The 17,652-nt window shown below is 71.0% G+C and carries 12 protein-coding genes; 3 read left to right on the top strand and 9 right to left on the bottom strand.

All coding sequences use genetic code 11. The annotated features are described in order from the left end of the window. Nucleotides 1–61 precede the first annotated feature (61 nt). Nucleotides 62–4,183, top strand: coding sequence for a HAMP domain-containing hybrid sensor histidine kinase/response regulator (locus ABT137_RS01080; protein ID WP_351700380.1), 4,122 nt, complete (start codon nt 62–64; stop codon nt 4,181–4,183). Then, nucleotides 4,180–4,746: a response regulator gene (locus ABT137_RS01075; RefSeq protein WP_351700377.1), complete on the top strand. Its 567-nt coding sequence runs from the start codon at nt 4,180–4,182 to the stop codon at nt 4,744–4,746. Before ABT137_RS01080 ends, ABT137_RS01075 begins: the two co-directional genes overlap by 4 nt. Nucleotides 4,747–4,840: 94 nt before the next feature. Here ABT137_RS01075 and ABT137_RS01070 read toward each other — a convergent pair whose 3' ends face one another. Both ABT137_RS01070 and lepA read right to left on the bottom strand, forming a co-directional pair. Beyond that, nucleotides 4,841–6,715, bottom strand: a complete 1,875-nt coding sequence (locus ABT137_RS01070; RefSeq protein WP_351700374.1) for an AMP-dependent synthetase/ligase — start codon at nt 6,713–6,715, stop codon at nt 4,841–4,843. A gap of 274 nt (nt 6,716–6,989) precedes the next feature. Then, nucleotides 6,990–8,864, bottom strand: a complete 1,875-nt coding sequence (gene lepA, locus ABT137_RS01065) for a translation elongation factor 4 (protein ID WP_351700371.1) — start codon at nt 8,862–8,864, stop codon at nt 6,990–6,992. Between the two features lie 221 nt (nt 8,865–9,085). Between lepA and rpsT the strand changes: the two genes are divergently transcribed. Beyond that, the gene (gene rpsT / locus ABT137_RS01060) at nt 9,086–9,352 is read left to right on the top strand and encodes a 30S ribosomal protein S20 (protein WP_351700368.1); all 267 of its coding nucleotides are present in this window, start codon (nt 9,086–9,088) and stop codon (nt 9,350–9,352) included. Nucleotides 9,353–9,561: 209 nt separating this feature from the next. Here the strand turns inward: rpsT and holA are convergent, their stop codons facing one another. From holA to ABT137_RS01025, 7 genes are all read right to left on the bottom strand, one after another. Beyond that, nucleotides 9,562–10,554 (bottom strand): DNA polymerase III subunit delta, encoded by a 993-nt coding sequence (gene holA / locus ABT137_RS01055; protein WP_351700365.1) that lies wholly within the window; start codon nt 10,552–10,554, stop codon nt 9,562–9,564. 87 nt (nt 10,555–10,641) lie between these two features. Further along, nucleotides 10,642–10,887 (bottom strand): hypothetical protein, encoded by a 246-nt coding sequence (locus ABT137_RS01050; protein ID WP_351700362.1) that lies wholly within the window; start codon nt 10,885–10,887, stop codon nt 10,642–10,644. Between the two features lie 108 nt (nt 10,888–10,995). Continuing rightward, nucleotides 10,996–11,877, bottom strand: coding sequence for a YceI family protein (locus ABT137_RS01045; RefSeq protein WP_351700359.1), 882 nt, complete (start codon nt 11,875–11,877; stop codon nt 10,996–10,998). Nucleotides 11,878–12,051: 174 nt separating this feature from the next. Continuing rightward, entirely contained in the window at nt 12,052–12,903 is an 852-nt protein-coding gene (locus tag ABT137_RS01040) for an arylamine N-acetyltransferase family protein (protein WP_351701119.1), read from the bottom strand. A gap of 13 nt (nt 12,904–12,916) precedes the next feature. After that, nucleotides 12,917–15,493, bottom strand: a complete 2,577-nt coding sequence (locus ABT137_RS01035) for a ComEC/Rec2 family competence protein (RefSeq protein ID WP_351700356.1) — start codon at nt 15,491–15,493, stop codon at nt 12,917–12,919. Continuing rightward, nucleotides 15,490–16,635, bottom strand: a complete 1,146-nt coding sequence (locus ABT137_RS01030; RefSeq protein WP_351700353.1) for a ComEA family DNA-binding protein — start codon at nt 16,633–16,635, stop codon at nt 15,490–15,492. Before ABT137_RS01030 ends, ABT137_RS01035 begins: the two co-directional genes overlap by 4 nt. A 131-nt stretch (nt 16,636–16,766) precedes the next feature. Next, nucleotides 16,767–17,612, bottom strand: a complete 846-nt coding sequence (locus tag ABT137_RS01025; protein WP_351700350.1) for a DegV family protein — start codon at nt 17,610–17,612, stop codon at nt 16,767–16,769. Nucleotides 17,613–17,652 lie beyond the last annotated feature (40 nt).

The following is a 17,652-nucleotide window of genomic DNA, read 5'->3' as shown; positions in this document are numbered from 1 at the left end:
ATGCGGACAGAGTGACAGACTGGCTGCGCCCATAAGCACCGAGTTACCGAAGTGGGCCGCCATGAGTGAGAACAGTGCTACGCGTGTGCTCGAAGACGGACAGAAACCGGAACAACTCCGAGCATCCGCACTGCGCCCTCTGCTCGCCGCGATGACCGCCGCCCGCGACGGCGACTTCACGAAAGTCCCGGAGACCGGGACCGACGGGACCACCGGGGAGGGGATCGTCGCCGAACTCACCGCGGTCTTCAACCAGATCATGGACCGCGGCATTCACTTCAACACCGACCTACGACGCGTGAAACGGGAGCTGGTGCGCCACGGCCGGCTGGACGAACGGCTGTCGGCGAGCCCCGGCCAGGGCGCCTGGACGTCGCGCGTCAACGACGTCAACCAGGTCCTCGACGCCCTGGTCGCGCCGGCGGCGAACGCCACGCGCGTGCTGGACGCGGTGGCCGGCGGCGACCTGACCCAGCGGGTCGACCTGCACGACGGCAGCCGCCAGCTCCGCGGCGACCTGCGCCGACTCGCGCGCGCGGTGAACACGATGGTCGACCAGCTGTCCCTGTTCACCGGCCAGGTGACCCGGGTCGCGCGCGAGGTCGGCACCGAGGGGCGGCTCGGCGGCCGCGCCAAGGTGCAGGGGCTGTCCGGCAGCTGGCGGGACGTCACCGAGGCCGTCAACACCATGGCGTCCCGGCTGACCGCGCAGGTCCGTGACATCGCCCTGGTGACGACGGCGGTGGCACGCGGCGACCTGACCCGCACGGTGACCGTCGAGGCCACCGGTGAGCTGCTGGAACTGAAGCTCACCGTCAACACGATGGTCGACCAGCTGTCCGCGTTCGCCGGCGAAGTCACCCGCGTCGCCCGCGAAGTCGGCACGGAGGGCCGGCTGGGCGGCCGCGCGCAGGTACGGGGCGTGTCGGGCGTCTGGAAGGACCTGACGGACAACGTCAACTTCATGGCGTCGAACCTGACCTCCCAGGTCCGCAACATCGCCCAGGTGACGACGGCCGTCGCCAACGGCGACCTCTCGCAGAAGATCATGGTCGACGCGCAGGGCGAGATTCTCGAACTGAAATCAACCATCAACACGATGGTCGACCAGCTCTCCGCGTTCGCCGACGAAGTCACCCGCGTCGCCCGCGAAGTCGGCACCGAAGGAAACCTCGGCGGCCGAGCGCAGGTCAGAGGCGTGTCCGGCGTCTGGAAAGACCTGACGGACAACGTCAACTTCATGGCCGACAACCTGACGTCCCAGGTCCGCAACATCGCCCTTGTCTCCACGGCCGTCGCCCAGGGCGACCTCGGCAAGAAGATCACGGTGGAGGCGAAAGGCGAGATCCTCGAACTGAAATCAACCATCAACACGATGGTCGACCAGCTCTCCGCGTTCGCCGACGAAGTCACCCGCGTCGCCCGCGAAGTCGGCACCGAAGGAAACCTCGGCGGCCAGGCGCAGGTCAGAGGCGTCTCGGGCGTCTGGAAGGAACTGACGGACAACGTCAACTTCATGGCACTGAACCTGACGTCCCAGGTCCGCAACATCGCCCAGGTGACGACGGCCGTCGCCAACGGCGACCTCTCCAAGAAGATCACCGTCGACGCACGCGGCGAGATCCTCGAACTCAAGGACACCGTCAACACGATGGTGGAACAACTGCGGGCCTTCGCCGACGAGGTGACCCGCGTCGCCCGCGAGGTCGGCACCGACGGCCGGCTGGGCGGCCGCGCCCAGGTCCTCGGCGTCTCCGGGGTCTGGCGGGACCTGACCGACAACGTCAACTACATGGCCGACAACCTCACCTCACAGGTGCGCAACATCGCCCAGGTGGCGACGGCCGTCGCCCAGGGCGACCTGTCGCGGAAGATCGACGTGGACGCGCGCGGCGAGATCCTCGAACTGAAGACCACCATCAACACGATGGTCGACACCCTCTCCTCGTTCTCCTCCGAGGTGACCCGGGTGGCCCGCGAGGTGGGCTCCGACGGCCGGCTGGGCGGCCAGGCCCGCGTGGAGGGCGTCTACGGCACCTGGAAGCGCCTGACGACCAACGTGAACGAACTCGCGCTCAACCTCACCACCCAGGTCCGCGCGATCGCCGAGGTGGCCTCCGCCGTGGCACAGGGCGACATGTCCCGCTCGATCACGGTCGAGACCCGCGGCGAGGTCGCCGAACTCAAGGACAACATCAACCTGATGGTGGCCAACCTGCGCGAGACGACCCGCGCGAAGGACTGGCTGGAGTCCAACCTGGCCCGCCTCGCCGCACTCATGCAGGGCCACCGGGACCTGATGGAGGTCGCCGACCTCATCGTGCGCGAGCTGACCCCGCTGGTGAACGCCCAGTACGGCGCGTTCTTCCTGGCCGATCCGGACGAGGACGGCGCCGCCGTGCGCACGGCCGTACCGGCCAAGGGCCTCGCGTTCATCGCCGGCTACGGCTCCGCACAGGGCGCGACGGTCGAGACCGGCGGCCTCCCCGTGCACGGCCTGGTCCGCCAGGCGGCCCGCGAGAAGAAGCGGATCCTCGTCGAGGAGACCCCGCCGGACTACATCAAGATCAACAGTGGTCTCGGGGAGGCCGCGCCCACCACGATCGTCATCATCCCGATCCTCTTCGAGGACAAACTCCTCGGCATCATCGAACTGGCCTCCTTCTCCCGCTTCTCCGACGTCCACCTCGCGTTCTTCGACCAGTTCGTCAACACCATCGGCGTGGCGATCAACACGATCATCGCCAACTCCCGCACGGAGTCCCTGCTCGGCGAGTCACAACGGCTGGCGATGCAGCTCCAGGAACGCTCGGACGAACTTCAGAAACAACAGGCGGAACTACAGCGCTCGAACGCGGAACTGGAGGAGAAAGCCGCCCTCCTGGCGACCTCTTCGCAGTACAAGTCGGAGTTCCTGGCGAACATGTCCCACGAACTGCGCACTCCGCTGAACTCTCTGCTGATTCTGGCCCGGCTGCTGTCCGACAACCCGGACGGCCGTCTCTCCGACCAGGAGGTCCAGTTCGCGACGACGATCCACCGCTCCGGCTCGGACCTGCTCCAGCTCATCAACGACATCCTGGACCTGTCGAAGATCGAGGCCGGCCGGATGGACGTACGCCCCAAACGCCTCCCCCTGATCAAACTCCTCGACTACGTCCACGCGACCTTCCGCCCGCTGACCCTGGACCGCGGCCTGGCCTTCGAGGTGACCGTCGGCGAGGACGTGCCGCGCGAGATGTACTCGGACGAACAACGCCTCCAGCAGATCCTGCGCAACCTGCTCTCCAACGCGATCAAGTTCACCGCCAAGGGCCGTGTGGAGCTGCGGGTGCGCCGGGTGAAGGACCCCGAGCACCACTACGTCCACGACAGCGACGAGGTGATCGCCTTCGAGGTGTCGGACACCGGCATCGGGATCGCCGCCGAGAAACTCCCGGTCATCTTCGAGGCGTTCCAGCAGGCCGACGGCACCACGAACCGCAAGTACGGCGGCACCGGCCTCGGCCTCTCCATCAGCCGGGAGATCGCCGGCCTGCTGGGCGGCCGGATCGTCGCCGCGAGCGAACCGGGCACGGGCTCGACGTTCACGCTGTACGTCCCGGTCGTCAGCCCCGGCCACACGGCGCCCGGGCCGACCCCGCAGAACCACGCCGCGCCGGCCCTCGGCCCGGCACCGGCCGCCGCTCCCGACCCCGACGACTCCTGGCCGGCCCCGACCCGGCTGGAGGCATGGCAGACGGGCCGCGCGGGCCGCGTACTCCCCGGCCGCCGCGTCCTGATCATCGACGACGACATCCGCAACGTCTTCGCCCTCACGCACGTCCTCGGCCGGGTCGGCATGCCGGTGCTGTACGCGGAGAACGGCCGGGAGGGCATCGAGACCCTGGAACGCAACCCCGACGTGGAACTCGTCCTGATGGACATCATGATGCCGGAGATGGACGGCCACGAGACCATAGCGGCCATCCGCCGCGCCCCCCGCTGGACCGGCCTGCCGATCGTCGCCCTCACCGCGAAGGCGATGCCGGGCGACCGGGAGAAGTCCATCGCCCGCGGCGCCAACGACTACGTACCCAAACCGGTCGACGTCGACCGGCTGCTCACCGTCGTCTGCGCACTCCTGGACCCCGACAGCACACAGGACGGCGAGACCACCGACGACGAACGGACGGAGCCATGACCGCTGACGACCGTGCCGGCATCCTCCTGGTCGACGACATGGAGGACAACCTGATCGCGCTGGAAGCCGTTCTGGGGTCGCTGAACGAGCCGATCGTACGGGCCCGCTCCGGCGAGGAGGCGATGAAGGCCCTGCTCCGCCGCCGCTTCGCCGTCGTTCTCCTCGACATCCGCATGCCCGGCATGGACGGCTTCGAGACAGCCGCGAACATCAAACGCCTCGACCAGACGAAAGACGTCCCGATCATCTTCCTGACAGGAGCGGACGAGGACGCGGGATACACGTTCCGCGGCTACGCCACGGGCGCGGCGGACTACCTGACGAAGCCGTTCGACCCGTGGGTGCTGCGGGCGAAGGTCAACGTCTTCCTGGAACTCCACCGGAAGAACCAGCAACTGCAGGAGCTGCTGGCACGGGAACAGGCTGATTTCGGCGAGTTGGGCAAGCGGTTGGCTGTGCTGGAAGACCGCTTGTCCGAAGAACCTCTCGACATAGCAACGCTGAGAAAAGAAGCCAGGGAGCTGCGGCGACTGTTGAGCAGGGCTGAGCGGTCCAACCGATAGGGGCGCTGGGGGTACCCCCGGCCGAGGGCTGGGGGAGGAACTGCGCGACAAGCCACGACGAACCCGCAGCCGCCGCGCAGCCCCCCGCCCTCCCCTACGCTTCGCGCGTCCCCGCGTACATCTCGTCGATGAGGTGCTTGTACTCCCGCTCCACGACCGGCCGCTTCAGCTTCAGGCTCGGCGTGATCTCCCCGTGCTCCACATCGAGGTCCCGGGGCAGCAGGCGGAACTTCTTGACGGTCTGCCACCGCTGCAGCCCCTCGTTGAGCTGCTTGACGTACCCGTCGACCATCTCGACGGTCACCGGCGCGGCCACCACCTCGGCGTAGGACTTGCCGTCCAGGCCGTTCTCCTTGGCCCACTCCAGGATCGAGACCTCGTCGAGGGCGATCAGGGCGGTGCAGAAGTTCCGGTCGGCGCCGTGCACGAGGATGTTGGAGACGTAGGGGCAGACCGCCTTGAACTGTCCCTCGACCTCGGCGGGCGCGATGTACTTGCCGCCGGACGTCTTGATGAGGTCCTTCTTGCGGTCGGTGATCCGCAGATAGCCGTCGGGGGACAGCTCGCCGATGTCACCGGTGTGGAACCAGCCGTCGGCCTCCAGCACCTCCGCCGTCTTCTCCGGCAGCCCGTGGTAGCCCTGCATGATGCCGGGGCCGCGGAGCAGGATCTCCCCGTCGTCGGCGATCCGCACCTCGCAGCCGGGCAGCGGCTTGCCGACCGTACCGGTGCGGTAGGCCTCGCCGGGGTTCACGAAGGACGCGGCGGAGGACTCGGTGAGGCCGTAGCCCTCCAGGATGTGCACGCCGGCGCCGGCGAAGAAGTAGCCGATCTCGGGCGCCAGCGCGGCCGACCCGGAGACGCAGGCCCGCAGCCGCCCGCCGAAGGCCTCGCGCAGCTTGGAGTAGACGAGGCCGTCGGCGACCTTGTGCTTGGCGGCGAGCCCGAAGGGCGCGGTCGCGGCTCCGGTGCGGCGGAAGTTGTCCTGGGTGACCTTGGCGTACTCGCGGGCGACGTCGGCCGCCCACTGGAAGATCTTGTACTTGGCGGCGCCGCCCGCGCGGGCCTTCGCGGCGACGCCGTTGTAGACCTTCTCGAAGATGCGCGGCACGGCGGCCATGTACGTCGGCTGCACGACCGGCAGATTCTCGATGATCTTGTCGACGCGGCCGTCGACGGCGGTGACGTGACCGACCTCGATCTGCCCGGAGGTGAGCACCTTGCCGAAGACGTGGGCGAGCGGCAGCCACAGGTACTGGACGTCCTCGCCGCTGATCAGGCCGGTCGCGGCGATCGCCTTCGCCATGTACGACCAGTTGTCCTGCGGCAGCCGTACGCCCTTGGGACGGCCGGTGGTGCCGGAGGTGTAGATGAGGGTGGCGAGCTGGTCCTTGGTGATCGCACCGACCCGCTCCTTGATCAGCTCGGGGTGCTTCTCCAGGTACCTGGCGCCGCGCTGCTCCAGTTCGGCGAGGGTGATCACCCAGTCGCCGGTCTCGACGCCGGCCGGGTCGATGACGACGACCTGGACGAGGTCGGGCAGTTCGGCGCGCTTCTCGACGGCCTTGGCGACCTGGGCCGCGTCCTCCGCGATCAGCACCCGGCTCTCGGAGTCGGAGAGGATGAACGCCGACTCCTCGGCGTTGGTCTGCGGGTAGACGGTCGTGGTGGCGGCGCCGGCGCACAGGATGCCGAGGTCGGCGAGGATCCACTCGACGCGGGTGGAGGCGGCGAGGGCGACCCGCTGCTCGGGCTCGATGCCGAGTTCGATGAGACCGGCCGCGATCGCGTAGACCCGCTCGGCCGCCTGCGCCCAGCTGAGCGACTTCCAGTCGTCCGGGCCCTGACCGGAGGCGGCGGGCACCGGGTAGCGGTAGGCCTCGGCGTCCGGTGTGGCCGCCACGCGATCCAGGAAGAGGGCCGCCACGGACGGCGGTCGGTTCTCGATCAGTGTCTGTGTGTCGGTCACGACATCCTCCGGGGCCCGCGACGGTGCGGCTGGCTCAGTGCGGCTGGGGTTTACTCACGGTGGGGGTCAGTGCTGGTTGTTTAACTCGCGAGTAACTATCGAGCAGGGATCAGAGTAAGCCGCGACCGGCCTGTGCGTAAGGGGCATCGGCCTGTCTGTTTCGCCGCATGTTCGACGCAGAGCGACGCTACGCGCGCGTAGGGGTCCGTCGCACTTTCGTACGACGAACCCCCGTTGTACCCGATTTGCGGCCGCGACCGATTGTTACCCGCGGTTACTTCTTGCTCTTGGCCGACCCCGCGCTGTCATCGCTGGAGAGCACCGCGATGAAGGCCTCCTGCGGAACCTCCACGGAACCCACCATCTTCATCCGCTTCTTGCCTTCCTTCTGCTTCTCCAGCAGCTTGCGCTTACGGGAGATGTCACCGCCGTAGCACTTGGCGAGGACGTCCTTGCGGATGGCGCGGATGGTCTCGCGGGCGATGACCCGGGAGCCGATGGCGGCCTGGATGGGCACCTCGAAGGCCTGCCGCGGAATGAGCTCGCGCAGCTTGGCGACGAGCCGCACGCCGTACGCGTAGGCCGCGTCCTTGTGCGTGATCGCCGAGAACGCGTCGACCTTGTCGCCGTGCAGCAGGATGTCGACCTTGACCAGGCTGGAGGTCTGCTCGCCGGTGGGCTCGTAGTCCAGCGAGGCGTAACCGCGGGTCTTCGACTTCAGCTGGTCGAAGAAGTCGAAGACGATCTCCGCGAGGGGAAGCGTGTACCGGATCTCGACCCGGTCCTCGGACAGGTAGTCCATCCCCAGCAGGGTGCCGCGCCGGGTCTGGCACAGCTCCATGATCGAGCCGATGAACTCGGTCGGCGCGAGGATCGTGGCCCGTACGACGGGCTCGTACACCTCGTTGATCTTCCCCTCGGGGAACTCGCTCGGGTTGGTGACCGTGAACTCGGTCCGGTCCTCCATGACCACGCGGTAGACCACGTTCGGCGCGGTGGCGATCAGGTCGAGCCCGAACTCGCGCTCCAGCCGCTCACGGATCACGTCCAGGTGCAGCAGACCGAGGAAACCGACCCGGAAACCGAAGCCGAGGGCGGCGGAGGTCTCCGGCTCGTAGACGAGCGCGGCGTCGTTCAGCTGGAGCTTGTCCAGGGCCTCGCGCAGCTCGGGGTAGTCGGAGCCGTCCAGGGGATACAGACCGGAGAAGACCATCGGCTTCGGGTCCTTGTAGCCGCCGAGCGCCTCGGTGGCGCCCTTGGCCTGGCTGGTGACGGTGTCACCGACCTTGGACTGCCGGACGTCCTTCACACCCGTGATCAGATAACCCACCTCGCCGACGCCGAGTCCGTCCGCGGACAGCATCTCCGGCGAGTTGGTGCCGATCTCCAGCAGTTCGTGGGTGGCGCCCGTCGACATCATCTTGATCCGCTCACGCTTGTTGAGCTGGCCGTCGATGACACGGACGTACGTCACGACACCGCGGTAGGAGTCGTAGACCGAGTCGAAGATCATGGCACGGGCCGGCGCGTCGGCGACGCCGACCGGCGCCGGGATCTCCTTGACGACCTTGTTCAGCAGCGCGTCCACGCCGAGGCCGGTCTTGGCGGAGACCCGCAGCACGTCGTCCGGCTCGCAGCCGACCAGGTTCGCCAGTTCCTCGGCGAACTTCTCCGGCTGCGCGGCCGGCAGGTCGATCTTGTTGAGCACGGGGATGATCGTGAGGTCGTTCTCCATCGCCAGGTAGAGGTTGGCGAGGGTCTGCGCCTCGATGCCCTGGGCGGCGTCGACGAGGAGGACGGTCCCCTCGCAGGCCGCCAGCGACCGCGAGACCTCGTAGGTGAAGTCGACGTGCCCCGGGGTGTCGATCATGTTGAGGATGTGCGTGCTGCCCTGGTCCGGGCCCTCGGTCGGGGCCCAGGGCAGACGCACCGCCTGGGACTTGATCGTGATGCCGCGCTCGCGCTCGATGTCCATCCGGTCGAGGTACTGAGCACGCATCTGCCGCTGCTCGACCACGCCGGTCAGCTGGAGCATCCGGTCGGCGAGCGTGGACTTGCCGTGGTCGATGTGCGCGATGATGCAGAAATTGCGGATCAGAGCCGGGGCGGTACGGCTCGGCTCGGGCACATTGTTAGGGGTCGCGGGCACGCAGGGTCCTGTCTCTTGAGGCGCCTTATGCCTCGGGTCGGATCAATACGTAGTCTCCATGGTCCCATGGAGAGGGACCGGGGACCGGTTTGGGCCATTCTCCTGCCCGCTGGTACTGTGGGCAGCTGTGTCTCATGCCCTCTCAGCGCGAGGCACGTCTTCAAGAAATCATCGGTACGGGACCTTCGCGGCCCCGGACCAGAACCTGAAAAGGCTCATTCGTGGCGAACATCAAGTCCCAGATCAAGCGGATCAAGACCAACGAGAAGGCTCGGCTGCGCAACAAGGCCGTCAAGTCCTCCCTGAAGACCGCGGTCCGCAAGGCCCGTGAGGCCGCTGCTGCGGGTGACGCCGAGAAGGCCACCGAGCTGCAGCGCGCTGCCGCGCGTGCGCTCGACAAGGCCGTCTCGAAGGGCGTCATCCACAAGAACCAGGCCGCCAACAAGAAGTCGGCGCTTGCTTCCAAGGTTGCTTCCCTCAAGGGCTGAACACTTGATTTGACGCCGGAAGGACCCGGGCGGGCCCTCTCTCATCCGCCCCCGGCCGGCACCCGAGGATCGACGCGCGACCTGCGTTCGCCACGCGGGCGTCGATCGACAGCTTGAACCGAAGGCCCCGGCACCTCGCCCTTCCCCAGGGCGGACGCCGGGGCTTTTCGATATGCCCCGGTGCCTCCCGCGTCCCCTCTTATTACGTGCTACCCCCGGCCGCGTGACCGCGCCGCCCGCGCGATCGTCACCACGGCCTTCTCCAGGGCGTACTCGGGGTCGTCCCCGCCGCCCTTCACGCCGGCGTCCGCCTCGGCGACGGCCCGCAGCGCCACCGCGACCCCGTCCGGGGTCCACCCCCGCATCTGCTGCCGTACCCGGTCGATCTTCCAGGGCGGCATCCCGAGCTCCCGCGCGAGATCGGCGGGCCGCTGCCCGCCCCGCGCCCCCGCGAGCTTCCCGATCGCCCGGACGCCCTGCGCGAGCGCGCTCGTGATCATCACCGGGGCCACCCCGGTCGCCAGTGACCAGCGCAGCGCCTCCAGCGCCTCCGCGGTGCGCCCCTCCACGGCCCGGTCGGCCACGGTGAAGCTCGACGCCTCGGCCCGCCCGGTGTAGTACCGCCCGACGACGGCCTCGTCGATGGTGCCCTCGACGTCCGCGGCGAGCTGGGTCACGGCGGACGCCAGCTCCCGCAGATCGCTGCCGATGGCGTCGACGAGCGCCTGACAGGCCTCGGGCGTGGCGGACCGCCCGAGCGCCCGGAACTCGCTGCGTACGAACGCGAGCCGGTCCGCCGGCTTGGTCATCTTCGGGCAGGCGACCTCCCGCGCCCCCGCCTTGCGCGCCGCGTCGAGGAGGCCCTTGCCCTTGACCCCGCCCGCGTGCAGCAGCACGAGGGTGATCTCCTCGGCGGGCGACCCGAGGTACGCCTTCACGTCCTTGACGGTGTCGGCGGACAGGTCCTGTGCGTTGCGCACGACCACGACCTTGCGCTCCGCGAAGAGCGACGGGCTGGTCAGCTCGGCCAGGGTGCCGGGCTGCAACTGGTCGGGGTTCAGGTCCCGTACGTCCGTGTCGGCGTCGGCGGCCCGGGCAGCGGCCACCACCTGCTGCACGGCACGGTCGAGCAACAGCTCCTCCTGCCCCACGGCCAGTGTCACCGGGGCAAGCGGGTCGTCATCAGCAGTCTTCTTGGCCATCGCGACAAGCATCCCACGGCCCACTGACATCGGGGCCGGCCGCGCCTGCCACGCCCCCGGCCGGCCCGCCCCCGGCCGCCCGCACTCCTACGGCTCCTCCCGCCAGCCGTCCCACTCGCCCGCGAACTCGTTCAGCTCCGCCGGGTCCAGCCGCCCCTGCTCGTCCCTCAGAAGCACCAGCCACTGCGCGTCCTCGGCGTCGTCCTCCCCCGCCAGCGCGTCCCGCACCAGCCGTGGCTCCTCATCGACCCCGAACCGCTCCCCGAGGGCCTCGGAGGCCTCCTCCGCCGCGTCCCGGTCGGGCAGCACCAGGACATGTCTCACATCGCTCACGGCCCCATTCTCGGGCACCGCCGGCCACCGCAACGAGCCGGGCAACCCGGATGAACCGGACGAACCGGAACGCACCACGACGAGCAGGAGCGGGCCGGAGCGGCCGGCTCAGCCCTTCGGGACGATCTGGACGTCCAGGTCGACGCGGATGCTCGGCCCGACCACCGCAATCCCGCGCGCCAGCATGCTCTGCCAGCTCACGGTGAAGTCGTCCCGGTGGAGTTCGGTGGTGGCGCGGCAGGCGGCCCGCACCTCGCCCTCCATGCCGTTGCCGAGCCCGAGGTACTCGGTGTCGAGGGTGATCGTGCGCGTCACGCCATGCAGGGACAGCGCCCCGGTGACGGCCCACCTGGTGCCGCCCCTGTGCACGAACCGGTCGCTGTAGAACTCGAGTGTCGGGAAACGCTGCACGTCCAGGAAGTCCGCCGACCGCAGATGGTCGTCGCGCATCCGGACGCCCGTGTCGATGGTCGCGGCGTCGATCACGACGTGCATGGCGGAGCGCTCCATCCGCTCGGCGATCCGCACCGCGCCCGCGAACGAGTTGAACCGCCCGTGGATCCGCGCCAGTCCGATGTGCCGGGCGGTGAAGCCGATCGAGGAATGCGTCGGCTCGATCTCCCAGTCCCCCGGTGCCGGGAGCTCCGGCGGCTGGGCGACCTGGAGGGTCACGTCACCGAGCGAGGCGAGGCAGTTCTCGCCGACCTGCGCGGTGGCCCGGTACGGCGTGAACCCCTCGGCGGACACCGCCAGCCGGTACTCCCCGGCCGGCACGGTCGTCACGAACGACCCGTAGGGGTCCGTGCCCCCGCTGACCACCGTGCGCCCCATGATGTCGCTGACCGCGAACTCGGCGTTCGGCACCGGTTGGTTGACCGGGTCGAGCACCCGGCAGCTCAGCACCCCGGCGTCGGGCGGGGTCTGCACCGCCGCGAGGGGGCTCGCCCGCTGCACCCGGTTCGTTCGGTTTCCCATCAAGCGGCCGAACATCCTCGCCACCCCTGTACGCCTCGCCACCATCCGTTACCGAAGAAGCATTCGATCACTGATGCGGCTTTCGGGGCAACACGGGCCCACATCGCGGGAATCCGGCGCATGCGCCGGAACTACGCACGAGTAGCACGCTACGCGCCAGTAGAAACACGTTCTCCCACGGCACCCGAATTAGCCATTCCGGTTGACTTTCCCCGGATTTCGCACAGTCGGTACACAGTCCAGCCCGATCCCGAACCGCTCCCGGTAGACCCCGAGCACCTCCTCGTCGTGCTCCAACTCCCGTACCTCACGCCTCCCGTCGGCCGCCGTCTCCGTCAGCGTCCGCCCGCTGAGCGTGATCCGCCCGCCTTCGTCGGTGACCCGGGAACAGACCAGCGACTGCGTGAAGTGCGACGACGGCGAGGTGCAGTGCCACCACGCCCCGGCCGTGAAGTCCCCGAGCACCCGCGGCCGGACCTCCAGCCGGTACTGCGGCTGCCCGTCGCGCAGCACGTCCAGGTCCCCGCCCACCGCGCGGTCCTCGCTCCCTCCTGTCGCCCCCGCCGCGTCCGGCCCGGCCTCCGCGATCCGGAACGTCCCGCCGGGATCGGCCTGCTCGCCCCGCTCCGCGAACGCCAGCGGGTAGTGGCTGTGCGCCCCGAATCCCACGTCGGCGAGCCACTCGCCCCCGTCCACCGTCCGCACCCGCAGCGCGAGATGGTCGTACGGGATCCCGAGCCGCCCCTCCGCCCCGTACACCCGCCCCGCCAGCGGTGTCACCCCGAAACCGAGCGCGGTCAGCAACACCGAGAAGGCGCCGTTGAGTTCGTAGCAGAACCCGCCCCGGCCCGCGCCCACCACCTTCTCCAGCAGCCGCTCCTCGGCCAGCACGATCTCCTCGCCGAGGTGGATCGACAGGTTCTCGAAGGGCACGGTCCGCAAGTGCCGCAGGTGCAGATCGCGCAGGGCGTCCGCGGTGGGCCGGGCCGGGCGGGCGGCTCCGAGCCGGCTGAGGTAGGCGTCGATCCGAGCGGGGTTCACCGAGTTCATGCCCTCAGTCTCGCGCCACGCGCAATTCGCCCGCCTCCCCGCCCGTTCCGCCGCCGGTCACCGCGAGCGCCCCGTCCCGGTCGGTCCGCAGTACCACCGCCCCCACGGCCCGCAGCTCGGCCACCGTGCCCGGTGCCGGATGACCGTACGGGTTGTCCACCCCGCAGGAGATGAGCGCGACCCGTGGCGCCGCCAGCCGCAGCAGCTGCGGATCCTGGTACGCGGACCCGTGGTGGGCCACTTTCAGCACGTCCACGTGGCTCAGTGCGGCGGCGGCCGGTGATCTCAGCAGCTCCTGCTGGGCCGGGGGTTCGAGGTCTCCGAGCAGCAGCATCCGCAGTCCGGCCGAGCGGACCAGCAGGGCGACACTGGCGTCGTTCGGTCCGTCCGGTTCCGGTGCCGGGTCCGGGGGCGGCCACAGCACCTGCCAGTCCAGCGGCCCGGTCCTGCGCCGCTCCCCGGCGACCGCCCGCGTGACCGGGACGCGATGCTCGGCGGCCTCTCTTCTGACGAACTCGGCCTGGTCCGCGGGCTCCTCGAATCCGGTCGTCTCGATCTGCGCCACCTCACGGCCGCGCAACACCCCGGGCAGCCCCGCGACGTGGTCCGCGTGGAAGTGGGTGAGAACGACGAGCGGGATCCGGGTGATGCCGAGTTCCCGCAGGCAGTGGTCGACCAGCGTCGGATCGGGTCCGGCGTCCACGACCACCCCCGTGCCCGCGCCCGCCGCGAGCACGGTCGCGTCACCCTGCCCGACGTCGCACATCGCCAGCCGCCAGCCGGGCGGCGGCCAGCCCGTGACCACCCGGGTCAGCGGCGCCGGGCGTAGCACCAGCAGTACGAGCAGCACCCCCAGCACCCCGCACCACCACGGATGCCGCAGCAACCGCCGTCCCAGCAGTACGACGACCACCGTCACCCCGGCCAGCAGCAGCGCCCCCGCCCAGCTCCCCGGCCAGTCCACGCCCGCACCCGGCAGCCCGGCCCCGGTCCGGGCGATGCCCGCGATCCACCCGGCCGGCCAACTCGCGCACCACGCCAGCACCTTGGCCGCCGGCATCGCCACCGGAGCCGCCGCGAGCGCCCCGAACCCCAGGACCGTGGCCGGCGCGACCGCGAGCTCCGCCAGCAGGTTGCAGGGCACCGCCACCAGGCTCACCCGTGCCGACAGCACCGCGACCACCGGCCCGCACACCGCCTGGGCGGCCGCGGCCGCCGCCAGCCCCTCGGCCAGCCGCTCCGGCATCCCGCGCCGCCGCAGCGCCTCGCTCCAGCCGGGCGCCAGCATCAGCAGCGAACCGGTGGCCAGCACCGACAGCAGGAAGCCGTAACTGTGGGCCAGCCACGGGTCGTACAGCACCAGCAGCAGAACCGCCGTGGCCAAGGCCGGGACCAGGGACCTGCGCCGGCCGGTCGCCAGGGCGAGCAGGGCGACCGCGCCACAGGCCGCGGCCCGCAGCACGCTGGGGTCCGGCCGGCACACGACGACGAAGGCGAGGGTGAGCGCCGACGAGAACAGCGCGGTCGCCCGCAGCGACAGCCCGAGGCGCGGAGCGAGACCTCGCCGCTCGGTCTGCTGGGCCAGTCCCGGCGGTCCGATGAGCAGGGCGAGCAGGATGGTGAGGTTGCTGCCCGACACCGCGAGGGTGTGCGCGAGGTCGGTCGCCTCGAACGCCTCGTCCAGTTCCGGGGTGATCCGTGAGGTGTCCCCGACGACCAGCCCGGGCAGCAGTGCCCGCGCGTCCTCGGGCAGCCCGTCGGTCGCCTCCCGCAACCCGGCCCGCAGCCGTCCGGCCAGCCGCTGCGGCCCGCTCGGCTCCCCCACCACCGCCGGGTCGGGGCGCTCCCGTACCCGCAGCAGCGCCGCGACCCGGTCCCCGCCGGCCGTGGCCGGCGCCAGCCGCCCGCTCACCCTCAGCCGTGTGGAGGGCAGCAGCCCGAGCCACCGCGCCCGGCCGCCACCACCGGGCGCCGGTACCCCCGTGTCCACGGCCACCAGCACCGGTGAGCGCGTCGTCACCGTCGTCCCGTCGCCCTTCTCCACCCGGCGCACCTCGCCGCGCACCAGTACGGCGGCCGGAGTGGCGTGGTCCCCCCGCACACGCGGCCTGGCGGCCCAGGGGTCGCCCGTGAGCTCCACCTCGGCGGTCACAGTGGCGTATGCGCGGGCCAGACCGGGAACCGGTCCGCGGTGTACGTCCGCCCCGTGCAGTCCCGCGGAGGCGGCCGCCCCGGCGACGCAGAGGAGCAGCGCGCCGGCCGAGGCCCGCCGCCAGGCCGTCGGCCGGGCGGGCGTGGCATCGACGGTCCCCGTGGCAGGTCGGGGGCGGGCCCGGCCGAGCCGCAGCAGGATCACCCCGGCGACCAGGCAGACGACGGCGACCGCGGCCGTCCACCCCGGCGGCGCGTCCAGTGCCAGGGCCGCCGTCGCCCACACGGCCAGTGCGGGCGGCACCAGCCGCAGGTCGGCCCGCGCGTCCTGCCGGGCGTGCGCGGAGCCGCCCCGCCGCCCCGGGCCGGCGTGCGCCGACCGGTCCACGGCCGTGGAACCAGGTGCCGCTCCGTCGGTTGCGCGGCTCATGGCCGTACCAGGTCCCGCAGGTCGGAGTAGCGGCGGTCGCCGATGCCCTTGACCTGGCGGAGTTCGTCGACCGACCGGAAACCGGCATGCTGGGTGCGGAAGTCGAGGATGTGCTGGGCCAGGACCGGGCCGACTCCGGGCAGGGCGTCGAGCTGCTCGAGGGTCGCGGTGTTCAGGGAGACCGGGGCGGCCGGGCCCGCTCCCGTCGCGGCACCGCCCACGGCCGGGCCCGGTGCGGCCGGCGGAGCGGGGCCCCCGACGACGATCTGTTCGCCGTCCGTCAGGAAGCGGGCGCGGTTGAGTCCGTCGGTGTCCGTACCGGGCCGCACCCCGCCCGCCGCCCGCAGCGCGTCGGTCACCCGGGAGCCGGCGGGCAGCGTGTGAACCCCCGGATCTCGGACCTTCCCGGTGACATCCACCACAATCTCCCCACCGGGCCTGCCGGTTCCGGGGGTCGCGCCGGAACCGTCGGGCGCACCGGGCGCCGCGGCGGAACCGGCTCCGACGGCGGCGGCTCCGGCGTCCGGGGCCCGTTCCTCGCCCTTCTCGTACGGCGCCTCCGCGCGCACCACCTCCGGCGCGCTCACGGACTCGGTCCGGCCCGTCCAGAAGTGCTGCACGGCCAGTGCCGCGGCCACGACGAGGACCACTCCCAGGGCAACCGCGCCCCGGCGTTCCAGCCCGCAGCGCGTCTGGAGCCACACCGGCATCCGCTCCCGTACCGCGAGCCCGACCCGGGACCGCAGCCCGGGCAGCGCCGGCTCGCGGCGCGCCGTGGCCTCGCCGGCCAGCGCGCGGGCCGACGACATCACGGCCGCCGCCGTGGACAACGCCGCCGCGGCGGTACGCACTCCGGCCGTGGCCGTACGTACCGCGGTCGTGGCCGCGGTCAGTCCGGTCGCCGCGCCGGTGCCGGTCACCGTTTCCGCGCTGGGCGGTCCTTGCCCCGGTCCCGGCCGGGCGACGGCCCGTTCGCCGAAGAGGAGTTCCGCCCGGCGGCGCAGTTCGTCCGCCGGTGCGGGGCGGTGGCGGATGCGGGCCCGGACCGGGGACCGCCGGTGCCGGGTGCGGCCGTCGGAGGTGGGGCCCCGGCCCGGGCCACTGGTCGCGTGTGTCTCGTGTGAGCGTGATCGAAGTGCCATGGGACGAGGATCGGGCTTCCCGCCGAACCGCGATGATCTTGCTCAGTTTCCGTGGACGGCGCCCGAGTTGTGGATAACTCCGCCACCCGCACGAGTGATGGTGGCGAGGCTCGCGCCCGCGGATCCCCAGGTCACCGCAGTGAGACGACCGCCCCGAGCAGCCCGGGACCGGTGTGCGCCCCGATGACCGCGCCGACCTCGCTGACATGCAGGTCGGCCAGCCCCGGCACCCGCGCCCGCAGCCGGTCGGCGAGGGCCGAGGCCCGGTCGGGGGCGGCGAGATGGTGCACGGCGATGTCCACCTCGGCGCCGCCCGCACGCTCGGCGGCGAGTTCCTCGAGGCGGGCGATGGCCCGGGACGCCGTCCGTACCTTCTCCAGGAGCTCGATCCGGCCGCCGTCCAGCTGGAGCAGGGGTTTCACGGCGAGCGCCGAGCCGAGCAGGGCCTGGGCGGTGCCGATGCGGCCGCCGCGGCGCAGATAGTCGAGGGTGTCGACGTAGAAGTACGCGGAGGTGCCGGCGGCCCGCTTCTCCGCCGCCGTGACGGCCTCGTCGACGGTGCCGCCCGCCTCGGCGGCCTCGGCCGCCGCCAGCGCACAGAAGCCGAGGGCCATCGCGACCATCCCGGTGTCCACCACGCGCACCGGGACGGGTGCCTCCCGGGCGGCGACGACGGCCGCGTCGTAGGTGCCCGACAGTTCGGCGGAGAGGTGGAGCGAGACGATTCCGGTGACCCCGGTCTCGGCTACCCTCCGGTAGGTTTCGGCGAACACCTCCGGGCTGGGCCGGGACGTGGTGACGGGGCGCCGCTTCTGCAAAGCCTGGGCCAGCGAACGGGTCGAGATCTCGGTGCCCTCTTCGAACGCCCGGTCGCCGAGGACCACGGTCAGGGGTACCGCGGTGATGCCGTGGCGCTCCACCGTCCGCGGCGGCAGGTAGGCCGTTGAATCGGTGACGATCGCGACATGGCGGGACATGAGCTGGAGGTTACCTGGCGTAGCCCGGGTGCGGCAGCCC

It is taken from the genome of Streptomyces sp. NPDC001980, from assembly GCF_040296885.1.
Classification (GTDB): domain Bacteria; phylum Actinomycetota; class Actinomycetes; order Streptomycetales; family Streptomycetaceae; genus Streptomyces.
The sequence above is the reverse complement of the archived record's forward strand: the minus strand, read 5'-3'. Positions and strand labels throughout refer to the sequence as shown.